This is a genomic window from Treponema sp. UBA753, assembly GCF_002297325.1.
Classification (GTDB): Bacteria; Spirochaetota; Spirochaetia; order Treponematales; family Treponemataceae; genus Treponema_D.
Map to the genome: position 1 here is coordinate 7,095 of NZ_DBKJ01000118.1, position 20,128 is coordinate 27,222.

Genomic DNA, 20,128 nt, shown 5'->3' on the forward strand with positions numbered 1-20,128 from the left:
GTTCTTATCAAAACTCGAAGTTTGGGCTATTTAATTATTTCTTTTATTTCTTCAAGAACTGAAAGCGCATTTATTCCAGTCTGAAGAGTTGAACGCAAGTTTGCTTTTCCGTCTAAAAAATCAACGGCATTTTGAATCATATTTGAAAAGTAGAAAGTTTTTTTCGGCAGACTTTCGGAACGGTCATTTAAAAGTGAATAGAATCCGCTGTAGAGAGAAGATTTTTCCCGGTGATACAATTTTAAATATCCGTTTCCAATGCAGACTCGGCCTTCTGTTCCCGTAATGGAAATTTCAAATCCAAAGAAACGTGAACGCCCGCTTATTCCAATCGTAACATCAGGGCATTTTGAAGTTGAATAATGCGCGCTGAATTGCCGGACATTTTTTTCTTCATCATGGAAAACGCCAGTAACAATAGGAAATCTAAGAAGCGAATTTACCGTTTTGATTTTTTTTTCAGAATTGTTTAATCCTGAAGCGCGGCTAAGAAGTCCGACTTTTTTTTCAGAGGGATTTTCCAAAGATATTTTTTTCAGCGTTGAAGGCAAATCATCTTCAAGAAAAAACAAAACCGCATCAACCAAATGCGTTCCATCGTGGATAAGACTGTAGGCTCCAGTTTTTTCTTCCGCCGGATTATAAACACAAAGGCTTGAGCAAAGTTCTGCCCGTATGCTTTGAATCTCTCCGATTTTTTTCATGTAGCTTTTTGCCAATTTAAAATCTTCCGCAAAACGCCGCTCGTGGTTTACAAGAACCGGCACTTGGAATTCTTTTGCAGCCTGCTGAATTTTTTCCGCTTCCGAAAGATTGAGCGCAACTGGCTTTTCCAAAATTACAAGTTTCGGCTTTGCGTGGATTGCTTCAACTGCTTCCTTTAAATGGGCATTTTCATTCACGGCGACCGTAACAATGTCTGGGCGACATCTTGCATAAAGATTCGCGCTGTCTGAATATCCAACGGCTTTTTTATTTGCGTCCTGCCATTTTGAAAGCGCAATGGAATCAGTGTCGCAACCGGCAATCAAATTTATCCGAGGATTGTTCAAAAGTGCCATTGTGTGACTGGCGGGCTGCTCGCGTTTTTTGTCAAGTCCAAGGCTGTAACCGATTCTGCCCAAGCCAACCAAAGCCGCCGTGTATTTTTGCATAAGCTAAAATCAGTCCATTAGTTTTTCGTATTTCTTTGCAAGCCTGCGGGATTTTTTTGCAGCAAGTCCGCAATAGTTCGCCGGATGCTCAAAGAAATTTTCTGGATTTTCCACTCCGAGTTTTTCAAGCTGAGCAGTTATTTTTTCAAATGCTTCTTTATGAGTCTTTAGAACTTCAAAGAATGTTTTTCCAGATTTTTCAGCTTCCAAAGTAATCTTGCGGATAACCTCGTGGCCGTCATTGATTCCAGCTTCGCCAAGCAAAATATAAGCAGGCTCGGCAAGAACTCCGCCTTTTACTTTTCCGCCGGCATTTTCAAGATTGCGCGCCATTGTTTCTTTGTCAGCCTGAAGACCCGAAACAACGCTGTTCATTCTTGCAACCGCCATTGTAAATCCTGCAACATAATCTGCCATAAATCTTTGGCTTGCGGAATTTGTAAGGTCGCGCTGATGCTCTGAAATCTGATCCATGTAAAATGTAATAACACGCGGACACATTGCCTTCCAAAGAGATTTTACGTGCTCGCTATTCCACGGATTTCTTTTTTGCGGCATTGTGCTTGAACCGACTTGAGTAGAAGCAAAATATTCAAAAACTTCTCCAATTTCTGAACGCTGAAGGTTGCGAAGATCATCTGCAAGATTCGCAATAATTCCAAACGCAACATTCATTTCCAATAGGAGGCGCAAAAGATATTCCGGCTCAACAAGCTGATTTGAATATTCGCTGGCAGAAAGTCCAAGAAATTCAACATAGACACGTTCAAGTTCTTCCGGGTCTTTTACAATCATCGAAGGTCCGTTGTAAGATCCGACAGGTCCTGCAAGTTTGCCTACAAGCTGATTCGAAAGTTCTTCTATGCGCAAAATCGATTTTCCAAGGCGGCTTACAAATTCTGCAACGCTCCAGCCAAAAGTAATAGGAACTGCGTGCTGTCCGTGAGTGCGTCCAACTTGCGGAACTTCTGCATCGCGATCTGCAATAGCGCAAAGATGTTTTTCAAGTTTTTTAAGCTCAGGAAGAACAACATTTTTTGTAACATCTCTCATTCTGCATGAAAGAGCTGTGTCAAGAATATCAACGCTGGTTGCTCCAAGGTGAACCAAAGGACCGATTTCCGCAGAAACTTTTGTCTTCATAACGTTTACAAGCGCGCGGATATTGTGCTTTGTTTTTTCCTCTTCCGCATAAACTTCAGCAGGATCAATTTCCGAAGCGACTTTATCAAGATTCTGCGCAATTTCATCTGTGAGTTTTCCGCGCAATTTTAAATGGCTTTTTACAAGGGCAGCCTCGCATTTTGCACATGAACGGATTGAGGCTTCCTCTGAAATATACTTAGAAAGACCGTTAAAAACTTCGGCCTCTGACAATGAATATCTGTGGTCGATACAAGAAATGTTTTCAAAAATGTTACGTGTTTCCATGAAAAAATATTGTAGTTTATCTTGCAATAATTTTCAATTGCGGGTTCTGCGCCGATTTTCGCGTTTTAATTTTCCGTGAACTTGAATAACTTTCTTTTTTCTTCTCCAGAAAGATTTGAATATGTGCAGCAATTTTTCAAGTCCACAAGAACAACCTGGCTTTCCACATAGCTCCAAAACTGACTTTTTTTTGCCCTGCTGAAATTGAACGCCCTGATTTTTTTTGCAAGTTCAAACGAAACGTCCTGCATTACAAAAACGCGCAAAACAACAGAACGCCTGTTTCTTGAAAAACCGTCTGCGCCGGAAAGTGTTATTTCAGGCAATCTTTGAAGTTCGGACAAAACAAAATTTTCATCATTGCAAAACGAAACTAAGCACGCTTCTTTCTGCTCAAAGCCGTCATCGTTTTTTGAAAGCGTTCCTGCAATATCGTATTCTTCGCCAAGGTAAAAAGAATCAATTTTGTAATTCTGTGAAAGTGAAGAAATCAAAAGTTCTTTGTAATTTTGAAAATTCATTTTACGCTAGCTGCAATTCTGAATCCAAAAAAATTGTAGGCTTCATTTGGATCGTAAGAGTAGCGGTCTCCTGCCGAAACAAAAAGCGTGTATTCATTCCAGCTTCCGCCGCGCATAACACGTTCCGCGCCATATTTTGGACCTGAGTATCTTTTGGACAAATCATAGGCTTCATAAGGAGCTTCCCAATCCCAGCAAAATTCAATCACGTTTCCGCTCATGTCAAAAATTCCGGCTCCATTTGGATTTCCGCTTGAAGGGCTTGGAGGTGCGCTTGTAGAAAATGGAGTTCCGGCTGTTCCAACTCGTTTCGTTCCATTTGAATTTTCAAAATACCAGGCGACTTCTTCAACTGGAACAGAAGAATCGTCTTTTCCGTTTGAATCAACTTGTCCGCTAGCCAAAGCTCCAGATTGCAGTCCGCTAGAAGTTTTTCTTGCCGCATATTCCCATTCGGTTTCAGTCGGAAGCCTGTAGCCATTGCTTTTCCAGTTGCATTCCGACAAGTCGCACGAAGCTGTATCTGTGGCGTCTTTTAAAATCTGTCCGTCGTAAAAATAGCAGGGAACTTTTCCATCCATCTCGCTGAACGCATTGCACCAGACAACGGCATCGTACCAATTTATATTTGTAACAGGCTCATAGCAGTTCATCTGAGTCGGAGCTTTTCCTCTTGAACCAGAAGAACCTTCCTGCCCGGGATTCGCAAAAACATATCCGTTTTCTTCTGCCCACAATCGCACTTTGTACCAAAGGTTGTAAGTTGTTTCGTAGCGGTTAATCTTGAATGGAAAAACTCTTCTCTTTGCAGTTACCGACTGGGAATTTTCTCCAATTATATATTCAATTTTTTTTCTTGAAGAAGCGAATTCAACAAAATCAATATCATTAAAAAAATTCTCTGAAGATTCCTGCGCAAAAATCTGTGCCGCTGCAAAAAAAATCAATGCAAAAATTTTTGTAAATTTCATTTTCTTTTCTCCGCTATTTTTTCCTGTTTTTTTATGTAGCGTCTTTGCTTTCGTTCCGCGCGCCGGGCTTTAAATGAAATTCTTTTTCTTGCTTCAACAGACGGAGTAAGACGGCGTTTCATAAACATAAAATATCCAAACACGGAAGTAAAAACGCAAAGTCCCGCAATCGCAACAGCGCCAATCCATTTTGAAGTCGCCCAAGGAAGAGGAACATTTATTCCAAAATAGCTTGTTACCAAAGTCGGAAGCATAAGCACAAGGTTCCAGGCGGTCATTGTTTTCATAACGATATTCAAATTGTTCGACAAAACCGAAGCAAAGGCATCGTTCATTCCTGCCATAATATTCGTGTAAGTTCCAGCCATGTCCAAAGCCTGCTTGTTGTCAATTTCAACGTCATCAATCCAGTCCTGATCTTCTTCATCCAACTTGATAATTTTTGTCTTGCGGAGTTTTTCCAAAAGCATCTGGTTGCTTTTTAGAGATGTTGTAAAAAACACAAGCGATTTTTGAATGTTTAAAAGCTGAATCAATTCATGGTTCTGAACAGAGCGTAGCATTTCATTTTGAATTGTTGTGGCGCGCCGGTTAAGTTCTTTCAAGTAGCGCAAAAACGTAAGATCTGCGCGAGACATAAAGCGAATCGTAAAAGCCGGAAAATCGTTAAGTGAAAGCTCTTTGATTCTGTTTGCGGCAAAATCTTTTAGAACCTCGCAGTCAGTCCAGCAAATTGTTATAAAAAATTTGTCGAATGTAATTATTCCCAACGGAGCTGTAAAATAGCTTACATCGTCTCCCGGAGAAAAAACAGGAAGCTTTATAATTGTAAAAGTATATCCAGTGTCATCATTCCGTTCAATTCGGGAAAGTTCGTCCGGGTCAAGAATATCAAGCATGTTTTCAGAATCGATTCCGTAAGTTTCTTCAAGCTCGCGGATGTCGTCTCTTGTAACAGATCTTGCATCAACCCAAGTGTTCATTTCCGGGACAAGCTCTTCTTTTTCCTTGCTTACAAGTTTTCCGTTTTCCTGCTGCCAATATGTAATCATAGCAAATCCCCGCTAAAAGGCAGCTCCCAAAATTCTATGCAAGCAAAACAGAAACTGCCGTAATTTTTTCTAATCTACGTTGATAACAACTGCCGCTATCCATAACCAACTCTATTTTAGTTTGAAGGCAAATTTTTTACAATCTTTATGATGTAAAGCTCAACGTATCTTTTTAAAGCCGGATGATTTTTTATTTTCATCATGCTTGGAGTGTCAACCAAAGATTCCGCAAGACGCCGAATTCGCTCCGCATTGAAAGTGTCAGCTTTTAAAGTACGCAAAACTTTTCTGAAATAATCGCGGATTAAAGAATTGACATCCTCGCCAAGATTTTCGTAATTCTGCTTTCCGATTCTGTCATTCCATTCGTGCATATAGCCTTTTAGTTCACGGTCCAAAGTGCTGCTTTCCGGAACAAATTCTTTTTCAATTTCAACAGCAAGTTTTCTTAGTTCTCTGCGCCTTGTATTTTTTGGATCTATGCTGTCATCTTCATCGCGGCGTTTTAAAATTTCGCTTTCTTTTTCTTTTAGTTCATTTTGAATTTTTAAAGCTGCGGAAGCTTCTTTTCTTGCTTTTGGCTTAGGCTTTTTAAACAAAAGCTTCATTATAAATGAAACAATCGGCATTGCGTACCAGAACGGCAATTTTAACTTTGCATCTGCAAGAAGTTCCTGCCTGCTAAGCATAAGAAGTTCGCTGTAAGAAATAAGAGAATCATTTCTGAACAAGGTTATATGTCCCGGAGTCTGGTCTTCAAAAGCGACAACCGGCAAAAATGAAGCATTCAAAAGGGCCGAAAGCACAGGCTCAATAGAAGAAACTTCTCGCTCAAGACATCTTTCAAAAGCTGCATTTTCTTTCATTTCAGGCAGAAGCTCATATTCCTTAAGATTGTTGTACCAGCTTTTTATAAGAGCCTCACGCACCAAAATGCGCACATCGTTTGCAAGCCTGATTATAAGAGGAATGACGCGTTCCTTGAAAATATAATATCCGTTTCCATCGTTAACCTTAAAAATCAAAAGCTCCGGCATCTGGTTTCCAATAGATTCCTGAGTCTTCGCCTTTAAATGATTCATCAGCTGCTCTTCTTTGTACTGGCCCAAAAGCGGAATTCCAGTTTTATCCTTCATTTTTCTGATGTCATTTAAATTGTAATAATATGGAGGATTTTTCATAAGAATATCCAGTTGCTCAAACGCCGCCTGCGCCTGCAATTTTTCTGCAGCCTTTGATTTATAATAAGAAGTTGCAATTTCAATTATGGCAACTGACTGCAAAATCGTAATGTCTTCCGGCGCAAAATCTTTGAGTTTTGTGTAATCCTGCTTTATAAAATAACAGAGCTGGCTCCAGTAATAAAAATTGTCGCCTGTGTTCTTTAAAATATCAAGAACCGTTGATGGATTTGCGCAAAACTGATTGAAAAATGTTTTTATAGAAAGCTCTTTTCCGGGATTTGAAATTGAAAGCTTCTTTAAAAAATAATCATGCGATTCTTCCTTGTGCATAAGCTCCTGAAGTTTTTTCAGCGCAAGGTTTATAAGATTTGCAATTGGAAAAGAAGACGGATAAATAAGAGAAGGAACTGTCTTTGAAAAAACGATGCAGTAAAGAGTTCTGTCGTTAATTTCTTCTTTGTCTAAGCGTCCGTAAATAATTTCATCAGCCTGTTTTTTTGTAACAACATCAATCGGAACAATTTTCGGCATATCATTTATGCTTGGAAACGGAATCGAAATATTAGCTTCAATCTGATTAAACAAGCCGTTGTATTTTTCAATAAAATATGGAACAACAAAAATATAGTCTTTATTTCTTATAGAACTGATTACAACCTGACGGTCAGCCACAAGACCGTTTATTTCAGCTTCAAGCACAGCTTTGTAATCGCTTGAGCAATAACTTTCAAGCGCGGAATTTTCTTCAATGTGATGCTGAGCATATCTGTGAACATAGTCTGCGAACTGTCCGTATTCAAGCATATCTGTTTTTTGCTTGGAACAATTGAATTTTAAAAGTGTCAAAATATTCGAGGTCGTAGCCATGCCGCATATTATATATGGAAAAACAACAAGAGTAAACAAATAACGCAAATGTAGCAGGTGTTTTTATTTAAAGGAAATTTCTGAAATTTATTTTTGAAGGAAAGCATTTTTTGTAAAAAAACGGAAATAAATTTAATTGAAATCACGAAAGCAAAAAGCTTCGGAAAAATTATTTTATTTTTATGGAGGATTTTATGAATGCCTTGAATCAAATTATTCTGGAAGGAAATGTTGTACGCCAGCCAGAAAGAAAAAACTGCAAAAACGGAGCTTCATTCTGCCGGATTCCAATTGCCGTAAACAGAAAGTACAAAGCCAGCGACGGAAACTACGTTGATGAAGTTTCGTACTTTGATGTCGCGACATTCGGACAAACCGCTGAACTTTGCGAAAAATGGTGCCCAAAAGGAAGAGGAATCCGTGTAGTCGGAAGACTCAAGCAGACAACAATGCAAACCGAAGACGGAAAAAAACGCAGCATCATAGAAATAATCGCCGAGCACGTTGATTTTAAGCCGATTCCCAAAAAAGCTGAAGAAAAAGCTCTTCCAGCTCCTAAAAAAACATCTGGAAAAAAATCAAAAGAAGAATCTCTTGAAGCTGCGCCCGATGAATTTTGTGAGCCGCTAGAAGATGATTTGGAATTCTAATATCATTATCGGGCTTGACCCGATAATCTGACAATCCATGTGCAAATTATAGCGGATTCCCCGACAGAATCGGGGAATGACATTCTTTTTCAATGATTATTTTCGCTTCTTATTGTCTTTTGCAGTCTGGGCATTTCTAGCCTGAGCCGCCTGATAAGCTTCCATTTTTTCTGGGTTGTAAAATCCATTTTTCCAATTAAATCTGGAAGCTCCTTCTATAAAATCATGTTTCTGTATAATTGAAACAAGGTTTTTTATGTCGCTCTTTAAAATTTTTGTCTTTGAAAAGTCTATAAGCTGATGTGTCCAGCCTTTGCTTTTTAAAGTTTCCATTTTGTCCAAAAGACTGAACGGATATTCCGGCATTACAAACGAACCGTCCGGCGTTGAATTCACTTTAAATCCCATGCCTTCTTTGTCGCTGAAATAAGTAAAATCATAATCGCCCGGCAGCTTGAATCTCATTCGGAACAAAACTGGATAAGAGAAAACGCTAAGAAGAACACGTGAACGCTCCAAAGAGTTTTCAAAAACAGTTTCAAGGTTTTTTTCAGAATTTTCTGCAGGAGACTGCAACGCCATAATATTGCTGTTTTCAAGGAAGCTTACGGCCCAGCGGTTAAAAGTGTAAAGATAAGGACCGGCAATCAAATTTACCTTGTATTTTTTCAGAATATTTATATGCGCAATGTTGTTTACAATAAAAGTTGAATATCCTTTTTCCACAAGAACTAAAACAATGTTTTCAAATTCTTCTGATTTTCCTTCAGCAAAGAACGGATCAAGCGAAATCACAGTCATTTTTTTACTGTACGGAAGCAACGGTTTTGCAGGCGAATCTTTGTTCAGAAGATCATAAGTTGTTTCGGAATTAAGTTCAATTATAAGCCGCACCGGATGAAGAGAAGAAACAATATGCGCATCCGCCACAGTCGAAACCTGAATATAAAGTCCTTCCGGAAACCAGCTAAGCTCATTTTTTGCAAGCGGAGTAAGATCCAAAATCGGCAAGCGTTCAGGGCCGGGCTGTTTTCTAAATTTTGAAAGGTCAGACGGAAGAACTCTTTTATAACGCTTGGACATGGATTTTGTCTGCAAAAGGTAAACGCTGTCTCCCTTGGAAAATCCAGAAGGAATGTCAATCCACCTTGAACCTTTTACGTCCTCGGAAAGAACGCGGATTTTGTGGCTTTCGCGGCCTGTGTCATCTTTTTTATGCAGACGAATGCTGTCTCCCGGATCCGGGTTGTAGTCGCCTCCAGAAATTGTTGCCATTTGAATAGAAAATTCCTGTTTCTTTTCCAAAGAAGATGCGTATTGTTCTTTTTCAGAAGCGGAGGCAGGTCTTGTCTGATTTATTTTTCCAAGGAAAATTCCAGTTCCTCCAGCCTGCTTTGGATTCAAAATTTTTTCGCCAGCTGAATCAACACCTTCCTCTACGGATTTAAAGCCATACCAATAATCGGTTTTTGAACGCGCAAAATCTGTACTTAAAATTCGCTTGCCTTCTGCAATAGAACCTTTTTTATCTTCACGCCAATGATCCATTACATAACGGTAGGCGGCGGTTACAGCTCCAACATATTCTGCGCTTTTCATTCTGCCTTCAATTTTAAAGCTGTCAACGCCCGCTTCCATAAGTTCTGGAACATGGGAAATAAGTTCCAAGTCGCAAGGAGAAAAATAATATCCGTTTGCAACAGTTCCAGGAATTTCAGCTGAATAAATTCTACGGCAAGCTTGAGTGCAGACTCCACGGTTAGCTGATTTTCCACCAAGATAGCTTGAAAAAAGGCAAAGCCCTGATTCACTCACACAAAGCGCGCCATGGACAAACATTTCAAGCTCGGCATTTGTTTTTGCCTTTATTGCACGGATTTCCTCAAGTCCAAGCTCACGCGCAACAACAACACGCTTTACGCCCTGCTTGCACAAAAGATTTGCAGCAGCCGCGCTTTCCACATTCATCTGTGTTGACGCATGAAGCTCCAAGTCCGGAAAAAATTCCTGGCACATTCTGATTACGCCATAATCCTGAACAATTATTCCGTCCGGTCCAATTTTATTTAAATATGAAAGAAATCTATAAAGACGCTCTGTTTCGTTTTCTTCACAAACAGTATTTACAGTTACATAAATTTTTTTGCCAAGCCGGTGCACGCTTTGAACAGCAGCCTCAAACTGATTCCATGCAAAATTTGAAGATCTAAGTCTTGCATTAAAACTCTTCAAACCCATGTAAACTGCATCCGCGCCTTCGCCTATAGCAGCATCAAGCGCTTCAATATTTCCCGCAGGAGCTAATAATTCTGTCATTTTTTCAGTATACAAGTTTTCTTTAAGTTTGTCATTGCAAGATAACCGCCTTGAATAAGCTCGTTTATTTAGGTATATTTTCCGCATGGGGAATCGAAATTTTTTTAAGGACTTGCTTAATTCATTCTTTGGAGGAAACAGTCCAGAGGCCGCAAAAAAACGTGCCTTAAAAAACATTGCAAAAAGCCTTTCTAAGACCAAATATCATTTTTACAAGACTTCTTCTAATGAAATAGATTCAAGCTTTGCAAAATTCTTTTACGAAATATATAAAGCAATTTCACCAGCGCAGGCAATGCTTCAGTCTATAAATCCAAAAGCATTTAAACGGATTGTAATTGACAATTCTCTTTCGGACAAACAGCTTGAATCGCTAGGGAACATTTCGGAACTTGCAATTATAGACGCCGCAAAGAAAAAGCCGCTAAAAGAAGTTTTTGAGCAAACAAAACTTTATGTGGACGCCTTTTCCGCAGAATTCGACAGCAACAAAATTTCTGCAATCGATGGCGTTTATACAAAACTCATGGGCTTTGTAAATTTCGTGCAGTTCGATTATTTCTTTATGCTCAAAAAATTCGACAGTTCGCTTAAAGAGCACAACTTTTCAAATCCGCCAAGATTTATGCCTATAAGCGGAACTTATGTTCTTGAAGACTTGAAAAATTTCATGGATGTCGCTTGGTCGATTCAGTTTGATTCTTCTTGGGACGAAGTTTTCAAGCTGATAAAAAAAGTAAAGGGCGCAGATCCGGTTTCTCTTGGCGTTTGGAAAAAAATCCTTGCAAGAATCCGCTATTTAAAAGAAAACAAAATTATTGAAATGCTCATTCAGCTTATTTCCGAAGATCCATCTTACAATGAAGTTTACACAACAAAAGATTTGTACATCGTTGACGATTTTATCACGGAAGTAAAAAAACAGGCGGAAAATACTTTATCTGCTCTAAAAGAAAAGCAGACGGAAGGAAAAATAGAAGTTCTTCTGAACCAAATTTTTGGAACAACTCAAATAGAAAAACTAAAATTTTATACAGAAGCAGGGAGCGCGCCTTTTGAACGCAAGGAAATTGGAAGGTTTGAATATTGCGAGCCTCTTGCATACTTAAAGAAATTTATTCTCGATTATGTAAAAAAAGATGTAAAGGAACTTTCTGACATTCTTCTTGTCCGCGGTGAATGGGCAAGCCAGCAGCTAGCAACCCCAATGAGCGAAGCTTTCCATCAGCTTATTGAAAACGCAGACAAAATCATAGCACTTGACAACAGTCTTGATGACAGTGTTGATCTTGGCTTAAAAATGAAAACTCATCTTCCGCGAACAGAACGCGACAAGGAATCAAGAAACATAATTCATTCAACACTGAATTTCGTAAATACTTCCGCAGCAAGAATCATTCTTGGTTCTGTAAATCTTTTCATCACTTATGGAAGAAATCTTAAAATGGTTCTTGAGGACTGCATAAAGCCGCACCCAACTTTAATAAGAAACTGGAAAGACATAGATCATTTTGCGGAAGGAAAGCTCAAGCAAATGTGCATCGGCGTATACAAGGAAATTTTTTCTTTTGTTTCCCTTATGCAGAATTTCCATATTGAAGTAAACGAAGACGCTTAAAAACCACGGAGCATCTATGACTTACACAACAAATCTTACAGTCCGCTCTTACGAATGCGACAGTTACAGCCATGTAAACAATGCAGTTTATTTAAATTATCTTGAAACAGCGCGCATGGATTATCTGCACCAAATTGGATTCAACTACAAGGGAATTGTAGAAGCTGGCTACTATCTTTACGTAACGCACATTGATATTTTCTACAAGAATTCAGCATTTCTTGATGATAATCTGACAATAGAAACAACTCCTGTAAAACTTGGAGCTGTAAGCGGAACTTTTCATCAGACTATAAAGAAAGAAGACGGACACATTTGTGCGGAAGCTGATGTAACTTGGGCTTCTGTAAAAAACAATGCGCCCGCCCGCCTTCCAAAAGAATTTATTGTAGACGGACTTCGCCCATAAAATTTATTTTAAAACAGAATCAACTAAAGCCTTTAAGCCGGGATCTTGTTTTACCGATGAAGTTTCAAGATTTTCTTTTATTGTAAAGATTCCGTTCTGCTCAACAATTGCCTTAGTCATATTTTTTGTCCTTAATGATGATTTTGTAATTTTTGAAAGAAGTCCCGAAGTGCAAGTCTTGTTTGTCTTTGTAATTTCAAGAGCTTTTTTCATAAGTCCATGCTCCGAAGAAGAAGAGGAAGGATTACAGATTTTTTGTTCTTTTTCAAATTCCGACATTTTCTTTTAGAGTCCTGAACTTATAAATTTTCGACATAAGGATAAAAAAGTTTAGCACATTTATTTTCTGAAAATTCCAAAGAAAAATCAAGCAAAAAGTTAGCATAATGCAAAATTTAAGCCGCACTTTCATTTGTTTATTTTAAAATGTATAATAAATTTTATGATTGAAATTCAGCAAGAGCAAGAACAAAAAGTAAAATGCCTTTTAGTCGGCGCGCCAGATAAGAAAAACGGAAATCCAGAGCCAAAGGAACTGCAAAGTCTAGTGCAAACGCTGGACATGGAAATTGCAGGCACAATTGTGCTTACACGCATAGAGCCGACTCCAGCCTACGGAATGGGCACAGGAAAAGCTCAGGAAATTGTGGACAAGGCAAAAGAAGTTTTTGCGGACTGCATAATTTTTGACTGGGAAATAGATCCGTCCAAGCAGCGCAACTGGGAAAAGCTTGCCAGTATTCCGGTCTTTGACAGAAACGAAGTAATAATAAGAATTTTTGATTCACGTGCACAGACAAAAGAAGCAAGCCTTCAGGTAGAACTTGCAAAACTCCAATATTCACTTCCAAGACTAAGCCACACCTACGGAGACATGGCGCGGCAAAGAGGCGGCTCATTCGGAAACAAAGGAAGCGGCGAAACTCAGCTAGAACTTGATCGCCGTCAAATTGAAGATAAAATCGTTCAGATAAAAAAAGAACTTGCGCAAGTAGCAATAAACAGAAACATCCAACGAAAGCAAAGGGAACGAACCGCAGCCGCAACTTGCTCTTTGGTTGGCTACACAAACGCCGGAAAATCAAGTTTGCTCAATGCGCTTACCGGGGCAGATGTTCTTGTAGAAAACAAACTTTTTGCAACGCTAGATCCAACCACAAGAAAATTCGCACTTTCGGAAGCCTCGTCTGTTTTAATGACAGACACTGTTGGATTTATTTCAAATCTTCCGCATACTTTAATCGATGCATTTAAATCCACGCTGGAAGAAACTTCTCTTTCTGACTTTCTTTTGATCGTGGTTGATTCTTCCGATCCTGATTGCGAAAAACAATATCAACAAGTGCAGAAAGTTCTGAAAGAAATTCACGCTGAAAAAATTCCGCAAGCCGTTATCTTGAACAAATTCGATCTTGTAAAAGAAAATTTTATCACTGTATCCCAGTTGAACAAAGCTTTTCCAAACGCAATTCATGCAAGCGCAAAAACAGAGCTCGGATTTGAAGAAATAATTTCAGTTCTTACAGAAAATCTTCTTGGCACAGAGCGGAAATTCAAAATCCCAATGGAAAAAGCTGACTTGGTTGAACTTGCAAGAAAAAATGGAACAATTGAAAAAGAAGAGTGGCTTGAAAATTTCATCGAGTTGACTGCAAGAATTCCTGGAACATTCGATGAAAACGGGAGCGCAACAACAAGAACACTTTCTTTGCTAAAGGAATTTATTGTATGAATCTGAATAAACTGAACAAATTTCTTTTTTCATTTGCAGGCGTAATTCTTCTTACAATAATAATTGTTACAATTGCATTTTATATATTCACAAAAGAAAATCCTGCGAGCGCATACAGAAAATCAGATCCAAGTCCAAAGAAAATCACAAACATGAACGCCGGAAAAGAAAAAAGCATGGACGCATTCACGGACATTGGACAGTTGCGAATTTTTGCAAAACAAATTTCAGAAAAAGACGAGCAAGTTGTAATCGTTGTTTCCCCATGGTTTTCGTACCCTGCAGAAGACAAGGCTTTGTTTGAAGAGCTTTCATTAAAGGAACGGCAGATAAAGTCGATTTTCACAAATTATTTTTCTTCGTTCACTTTCAGCCAAATCCGGTCAAAAGGAGAAAATTTAATAAAGGAAGAACTGCTTAAAAAAATAAACGAAAATCTTGTAATGGGACAAATTCGAGCGGTTTATTTCAATGATTATATTTTTATAGAGTAAAAAATATTCTCTTTACAGTAAAAATATTGCTTGCAAACAATTTTTTAACTTTGCTTATCCATTTCCATATTGCAAAGTTCGTCGCAAATTTCATTATACTTTATACCCGCATGTCCTTTAACCCACTTCCATTCGATATCAAGAAGATTGTAAACTGAATCAAGTTGAATCCATAAATCTTTGTTAAGAACAGGTTTCTTTGCGGAAGTTTTCCAGCCGTTTTTTTTCCAGTTTTGAATCCAAGAAGTTATTCCGTTTTTTACATACTGGCTATCTGAATAAACTGAAATATGCTGATTTTTCCAAAGCGCATTTTTAGCAATTGCATTGAGCGCGCTGATTGCCGCCATAAGTTCCATGCGGTTGTTTGTTGTAAGTTTTTCTCCGCCTGAAAATTTATATTCTTTTTCGCCGTCAATGATAACGCAGCCCCAGCCTCCGCATCCAGGATTTCCGCGGCAGCCGCCATCAGTATAAACAACAATGCCTGAATTATTTTCCATTAAAATTTCCTTTCACTTTTTTTTATTCCGCAAGAATCCATTTTAAATTTCCTGCCGCTGATTTTATTCCGTTGACAAATCCGATAAAAAATAAAATGCCAAGCAAAAAGCTCCACCTGCCAACTGTGGTAAATCCCAAGAAGCAGAACAAAATTTGAACTATGCTTAAGAAAAATCCTATTACAGAAAAACTTTTTTTGCTCTCTGAATTTTTTGAAGAATAAGTGTAAGTGTATTGATAATTTCTGTTATTGAAAAAATCTGCAAAAGGGTCGCCTTGATAAAATCCGCTATTCTGCTGAAAATTTTCAGAAAAGCCGTTCATGTTGTATTGGTCATACTGGCGGCGTTTTGTTTCATCACCTAAAACTGAATAAGCTTCGTTTATCTTTTTAAACTTTTCTTCCGCGAATTTATCGCCCGGATTTCTGTCTGGATGAAATTTAAATGCTAAATTTCTATAGGCTTTTTTAATTTCTTCTGCAGAAGCATTTTTTTCAACATTCAAAACTTTATACAAATTTTCCATATCAGCAAACAACTCTTAAAACTAAACTTACTAAAATCCAATAAATAAATCAATTGAAAAAAATCTAATTTTTTATTATTACCCAAGTTGCTCCAGAACCACCATGATTTCTGTCTGGATGTCCAGAAGTTCCAAGCCGCTTGTCCTGCTCAATAAAAAGGCGCACAACCTGTCCAAGAACTGGATCTGTTCCATGGCTGTGGTTTCCTTTTCCGTGGATAATAAGAATTTTCTTGAGCTTTCGAATATAGCAGCTGTCAACAAAAATCTTAAGTTTATCCCAAGCTTCTTCTCTTGTAAGCTGATGCAAATCTATCGTAGCTTCCGGAGCAAGCATCTTTAAATAATTTATATCATTCAATTTTTCCTGACGCTCGTTTTCTTCAAACGCCTTGTCTTTGTCTACTGTGCCATATCGCCTAAGCCAAAGTTCCATAGGATTTATGCGTTTCTTGTTATCTTGCTCCATAATCTGCTCATAGGAATAACCTTGGCGCGCGGCTTCTTTTTCTTCTTTTGTGGGAGCATTTGCCTTTTTACGGCAAACTTGAGGTCCTTTATTTTTTTGAGCAGGCTTCTTTTGAATGGAATCCCATTGCGACAAAATATCACCAAAGTCCATTTCTTTTTCCCTCCGAACTTATTTTATTAAATAAACATTTTCAGACAAAACCCAGCCGTAAGTATCATTGTGCCTTATGTACATCCAGCCGCCCGCAGTTCTTATTATAGAAACAACGCTTCCAGCCTGAATGGTTACACCAGTTGGAGCTGTTTTTTCTGGAATTGGACTCATTGTTCCGCCTGCATAAATTCCGCGGGAAGCAAATAAATGGTATCCATATATCGACAAAAAAACTGCGAATGTTACAAATAAAGAAACAAAAATTGCACAAGTTTTTTTCCGCTTGAAAATAAAAAGCAAAACTGAAACCATCAGCAAAATAAAAGCTGCGCAAAACATCATAGCAAAGAAAACAACACTCGGTTCAATTCCAGATGGAGAAAGTCCAACAGAAAGCTCTATCTGCCTTCTTTCTTTAAATGCTGAATTAAAAAACGGAATTGAATGACGTTCCTTTTTATGAAGCTCAATCAAATTCAAAATGTCATAATTTTTAGCTTCCGGCTTGGAAACATTTTTATCAAAATTTGAAGGCTCTATAAAAGCGTAGGCAAAAGGACTTTCTTGCTTTGGCTTGCTGTCCGTTAATTTTTTTTCATTAATCTTAAATGCAATAGGCGGAGTTTTTATGTCGCTAATTGTTCCATTGTATGAAACTGCTGTAACAAAAATTTCAGGAAGAGTCCAGTTTCCAGCTTTTAAAGGCTGCCAGTCAAACACAGCAACAGGCTTGAATTCCGTGGAAAAAGAATCTTCGCCAGAAAAATTAAATTCCCTCAGTTTTTTAAATACAGAATCTTCCGGAATATTCCAAGAAATATTTTTTACAGAATTTGCGTATTTCACATTCACTGTAAAAACAATGTGCTGTCCTTCATAAGCTTCAGCAATTTTTCGTTTTGAAGGAATATTAAGATTGTTAAAAGAAACTGAAATCTGCGGATTTATAAATCTTGGATTTTCAAAAACTTCAACAGGATTAAATGGAATTTGATAGAAGCTTCCGTTTATAACAAGATCAATCGGGCTGATTTTATAAAATCCAGTTTTTAAAAATTTCATCCAGATTGTAATTCTTGTTCCTGCTGAATATTTTTCGTTCTGTCCATTTCCGCTTTTTATCATAACAGTTTCTTTTTTTGACGAAACAAAACTTACATTATGCGGAAGGGAATTTACCGCAAGCTGAATGCTATCTGGAGTAACGCCTTCAATTTCAACATAAAATGAATTGTCGGTTTCTGTAAATAAAGTTTCCTGATTTTGCCTGAACCGCAAGCTCCATAGATAATTCCATGAAACTGGCTTTGCAAAAACAGAAAATGCCTGCATAACAAGCAAGACAAAAATTAGTAATCGCGGGAAGTCCGTTCTGAATCTTTTTGCATATTTTTCCATTGCTGTCTTTCATCCTCCCGAATTATAGAATAAAGCGCATTTTGAATATTTTGTTCTTCTTTATTTTCCGACAAAGGCACAAGCTCCTGAGCAGAATCTCTTGAATGTTCCGAATTTTCTCTTAAAGAAAGCTCAAGGTTGATTTTTGCATTTATGCTGGTGCTGTCTATTAAAATAGCTTTTTTGAAAAAATCAGTTGCCGATTTATAATCTCCGTTGCGATGCGCAATTATTCCAGAGTTATAAAGAATTGCAAACTTAATTTTATCTGGAGCATTTTCATACACTTGCGAAAATCTTTTTAACGCAGCGTCAGTTTCACCTTGCATAAGATAAGTTGAGCCAAGCCCAAATACCGCATACTGCTCAACAAAAAAATCTCCACGGGCTTGTGCATTTGAAGCTGTTTCCAAAAAATCTCCGACTGCATTTTGATAATCCTGTTTAGACCAATCGAGTTTTCCTTCAAAAATTCTTATGCCGTCATTAAAACGAGGCGAACATCCTGTGAACAAAAAAACAAGAGAGGCTACGGAAACAGATGAAATCAATTTTTTCTTTCCGCCTGCAATATCAAGTTCACCAAAAAGAATTGAAGCAAGGAAAAATAAAATTGCAAGTGAAATAAAAAGTCCGTAACGCTGAGTACTCTGAACTTCATAAGAAACTGACGGCAACGAACCATTAAAATCAAGCATTTTTAAAATAGCAGCAGCAGACCCCACTTCCGAAGCATCGATGTAAGCAACAGAAGGCGCAGAGCTATTTCTTTTGGCAGAAACAAATTTTTCTTTTAAAGATAAAATCATTTTTTCAACGCTACCAGATCTTAAAGCTGTTTTTACTTTTGTAATTCCGTCTCCTGCAAAAATTTCACTTTCACGTTCAGAGCCGAATCCGATAATCACAACTGGAATTCCAGCTTTTAAACATTCAGAAAGAGAAGACTGAAGGCTGCTGTCTGTTTCCTCACAATCAGTAAAAAGCCAGATAAACGAAGCCGCCGAAGACTGCTCAGGGAAAGAAGAAAGCGCGGCCTTTATCCCGTTGCCAAGACTTGTTCCCTCGGAAGTCATAAGCAAAGGTGAAAGATTTTCTATTAAACTTCTTACACTCTGAAAATCTTCTGTAAGCGGAACAGCAGTAATTCCGTCTCCTTTTGCCAGAACAGCAGAAACAGCGCATCCGTTCATTCTGCCCAAAAGTTCGCTTGCATAACTAGAAACTGCCTGAAGTCTTGAAATTCCGCCGGGCGCATCTTTTGCCTCCATGCTATAAGAAATATCAAACACAAGAGATACGGCTTTTCCATTTTTCTGAACAGGCACAGAATCTGTTCCAAATGAAATTCCTGCAAGTGCAAGAACAACACAAATTCCGCTTAAAAATCTAAAAAAAGTTCTGCTCCAAAAACAAACTGCAATTCTAAAAGAGCCGTTTTTAAATTCAAAAACTTTTCCGCATATATTTTTTCTTAAACGAAGATACCGCGCTACAACAAACACAAACGCAAAAACAAGAGGAATAAAAAGATAAAACGAAAATGGACTTTTAACAGAAAAATTCATAAAGTCTCCTGCAAAAGCAATCTGCGCACAATCCAGGCAAGACAAGCCAAAATAACTGCGGCAATCAAGAACTGTCTGTAATAAAATATATCTTGATTCTTTATGTAATAACTTTGCGCAACATTTTCATTTTTTGAAATTGAAGAAACTGCTTGCGACAATGCGGAAAGAGATTCAATCTCAAAAAATTTTCCATTTCCCTCTGATGCAATACGCGCAATTGAAGATGTATCAAATTTCGATTCAAGATAACCTGAATAAACTTTATTTGACTTGGGATCCACGTAATCAATTGGCACAACTCCCCTTGTTCCCACACCAAGAATGTAAAGCGAAATGTCTTTGCTCACAGCAAGACGAGCCGCTGTGTGAGGATGAACCGCGCCTGAATTATTTTCTCCGTCAGTAATAAGAACAATGCTTTTTTTTGGCGACCTTGATTTTTCAAGATGATAAATTGCGCAGCTAAGACCAGTTCCAATTGCAGTTCCGTCTCCAAGTTCTCCAACGCTTACCGTTTTAAGCCGGTTCAAAAAGAATTTTCTGTCCATTGTTGGAGGAACTAAGACAGCGGAATTTTCAGCCATTACAACAAGACCAAGCTCTGAGCCGCCATTCATTTCCGCCATGGAAACTATGGAATTTTTTGCAGCTTCAAGACGGCTCAACGAACCAATATCTTTTGCTGCCATTGAAGGGCTTACATCTAAGACAAAAACAACCGAAGAGCCTTTTGAAGAATAAACTTTTTGCTGAAGATGAAAAACAGGATCTGCATAAGCAAAAACAAGGCAAATATAAAACAAAACACAAAGTGCTCTTCCGAAAGCAGAAAGAAACTTTCTTGCACTTCCCTTCCACTTAAAATTGCTTCCATTCCAGTCGCTTAAATTCAAAGGTAAAGAAAGCCGTGAAAAAATTTTCATATAACGCAAAATATAAAGCACCGGAATTAAAAGTAAAAGAAAAAATGCCGGAGGATTTTCAAATTCAAACACTTTTTTCTCCTATAAAAAGCCAATGAGAAAGTTTCAACTTTCGATTTGACTTTTTAGTGCAATTTTCTAGCAGAAATTGCATTTGATAAGAAAGTTTGCAACGCAAAC

At 38.1% G+C, this 20,128-nt stretch carries 19 protein-coding genes; 5 read left to right on the top strand and 14 right to left on the bottom strand.

All coding sequences use genetic code 11. The features are described 5' to 3' along the window. Positions 1-26 precede the first annotated feature (26 nt). The 6 genes from B4C08_RS09435 to B4C08_RS09460 form a co-directional block, all read right to left on the bottom strand. Positions 27-1,154, bottom strand: a complete 1,128-nt coding sequence (locus tag B4C08_RS09435; RefSeq protein WP_296664809.1) for a Gfo/Idh/MocA family protein — start codon at positions 1,152-1,154, stop codon at positions 27-29. A gap of 9 nt (positions 1,155-1,163) precedes the next feature. Beyond that, the gene (locus B4C08_RS09440) at positions 1,164-2,585 is read right to left on the bottom strand and encodes a lyase family protein (RefSeq protein WP_296664811.1); all 1,422 of its coding nucleotides are present in this window, start codon (positions 2,583-2,585) and stop codon (positions 1,164-1,166) included. A gap of 65 nt (positions 2,586-2,650) precedes the next feature. Then, positions 2,651-3,106 (bottom strand): hypothetical protein, encoded by a 456-nt coding sequence (locus B4C08_RS09445; protein WP_296664812.1) that lies wholly within the window; start codon positions 3,104-3,106, stop codon positions 2,651-2,653. Further along, the gene (locus B4C08_RS09450; protein WP_296664814.1) at positions 3,103-4,077 is read right to left on the bottom strand and encodes a formylglycine-generating enzyme family protein; all 975 of its coding nucleotides are present in this window, start codon (positions 4,075-4,077) and stop codon (positions 3,103-3,105) included. Before B4C08_RS09450 ends, B4C08_RS09445 begins: the two co-directional genes overlap by 4 nt. Then, the gene (locus B4C08_RS09455) at positions 4,074-5,129 is read right to left on the bottom strand and encodes a magnesium transporter CorA family protein (RefSeq protein WP_296090218.1); all 1,056 of its coding nucleotides are present in this window, start codon (positions 5,127-5,129) and stop codon (positions 4,074-4,076) included. Before B4C08_RS09455 ends, B4C08_RS09450 begins: the two co-directional genes overlap by 4 nt. A 116-nt stretch (positions 5,130-5,245) precedes the next feature. Further along, positions 5,246-7,180 (bottom strand): hypothetical protein, encoded by a 1,935-nt coding sequence (locus B4C08_RS09460; protein WP_296664816.1) that lies wholly within the window; start codon positions 7,178-7,180, stop codon positions 5,246-5,248. Positions 7,181-7,374: 194 nt separating this feature from the next. Here B4C08_RS09460 and B4C08_RS09465 point away from each other — a divergent pair, with 194 nt between their 5' ends. Next, a complete protein-coding gene (locus tag B4C08_RS09465; protein WP_296664818.1) occupies positions 7,375-7,830 on the top strand; it encodes a single-stranded DNA-binding protein in 456 nt (151 codons plus the stop codon). A gap of 96 nt (positions 7,831-7,926) precedes the next feature. Here the strand turns inward: B4C08_RS09465 and B4C08_RS09470 are convergent, their stop codons facing one another. Then, positions 7,927-10,146 (bottom strand): peptidase U32 family protein, encoded by a 2,220-nt coding sequence (locus B4C08_RS09470; RefSeq protein ID WP_296664820.1) that lies wholly within the window; start codon positions 10,144-10,146, stop codon positions 7,927-7,929. 85 nt (positions 10,147-10,231) lie between these two features. On the opposite strand from B4C08_RS09470, the gene B4C08_RS09475 reads away from it, so the two are divergent. After that, positions 10,232-11,764 carry a DUF5312 family protein gene (locus B4C08_RS09475; RefSeq protein WP_296664822.1) on the top strand — a complete coding sequence of 511 codons (1,533 nt, stop codon included), beginning with the start codon at positions 10,232-10,234 and terminating at the stop codon, positions 11,762-11,764. A 16-nt stretch (positions 11,765-11,780) separates the two neighbouring features. Then, complete coding sequence (locus B4C08_RS09480) at positions 11,781-12,173, top strand: acyl-CoA thioesterase (protein WP_296664824.1); 393 nt, start codon at positions 11,781-11,783, stop codon at positions 12,171-12,173. A gap of 3 nt (positions 12,174-12,176) precedes the next feature. On the opposite strand, the gene B4C08_RS09485 is transcribed toward B4C08_RS09480, so the two are convergent. After that, positions 12,177-12,452, bottom strand: coding sequence for a hypothetical protein (locus tag B4C08_RS09485; protein WP_296664826.1), 276 nt, complete (start codon positions 12,450-12,452; stop codon positions 12,177-12,179). 163 nt (positions 12,453-12,615) lie between these two features. On the opposite strand from B4C08_RS09485, the gene hflX reads away from it, so the two are divergent. Both hflX and B4C08_RS09495 read left to right on the top strand, forming a co-directional pair. Next, positions 12,616-13,905: a GTPase HflX gene (gene hflX, locus B4C08_RS09490; RefSeq protein WP_296664829.1), complete on the top strand. Its 1,290-nt coding sequence runs from the start codon at positions 12,616-12,618 to the stop codon at positions 13,903-13,905. Further along, positions 13,902-14,399 carry a flagellar basal body-associated FliL family protein gene (locus tag B4C08_RS09495; RefSeq protein WP_296664830.1) on the top strand — a complete coding sequence of 166 codons (498 nt, stop codon included), beginning with the start codon at positions 13,902-13,904 and terminating at the stop codon, positions 14,397-14,399. Before hflX ends, B4C08_RS09495 begins: the two co-directional genes overlap by 4 nt. A 44-nt stretch (positions 14,400-14,443) precedes the next feature. Here the strand turns inward: B4C08_RS09495 and rnhA are convergent, their stop codons facing one another. From rnhA to B4C08_RS09525, 6 genes are all read right to left on the bottom strand, one after another. Then, the gene (gene rnhA / locus B4C08_RS09500) at positions 14,444-14,902 is read right to left on the bottom strand and encodes a ribonuclease HI (protein WP_296664832.1); all 459 of its coding nucleotides are present in this window, start codon (positions 14,900-14,902) and stop codon (positions 14,444-14,446) included. A 22-nt stretch (positions 14,903-14,924) separates the two neighbouring features. After that, the gene (locus B4C08_RS09505) at positions 14,925-15,431 is read right to left on the bottom strand and encodes a DnaJ domain-containing protein (protein ID WP_296664835.1); all 507 of its coding nucleotides are present in this window, start codon (positions 15,429-15,431) and stop codon (positions 14,925-14,927) included. 64 nt (positions 15,432-15,495) lie between these two features. Continuing rightward, positions 15,496-16,053, bottom strand: coding sequence for a Smr/MutS family protein (locus B4C08_RS09510; RefSeq protein WP_296664836.1), 558 nt, complete (start codon positions 16,051-16,053; stop codon positions 15,496-15,498). An 18-nt stretch (positions 16,054-16,071) separates the two neighbouring features. After that, the gene (locus tag B4C08_RS09515) at positions 16,072-17,454 is read right to left on the bottom strand and encodes a hypothetical protein (protein ID WP_296664838.1); all 1,383 of its coding nucleotides are present in this window, start codon (positions 17,452-17,454) and stop codon (positions 16,072-16,074) included. Continuing rightward, positions 17,406-19,022, bottom strand: coding sequence for a VWA domain-containing protein (locus B4C08_RS09520; protein ID WP_296664840.1), 1,617 nt, complete (start codon positions 19,020-19,022; stop codon positions 17,406-17,408). The genes B4C08_RS09515 and B4C08_RS09520 overlap by 49 nt, the downstream gene beginning before the upstream one ends. After that, positions 19,019-20,020 (bottom strand): VWA domain-containing protein, encoded by a 1,002-nt coding sequence (locus B4C08_RS09525; RefSeq protein ID WP_296664842.1) that lies wholly within the window; start codon positions 20,018-20,020, stop codon positions 19,019-19,021. Before B4C08_RS09525 ends, B4C08_RS09520 begins: the two co-directional genes overlap by 4 nt. Positions 20,021-20,128: the final 108 nt, after the last annotated feature.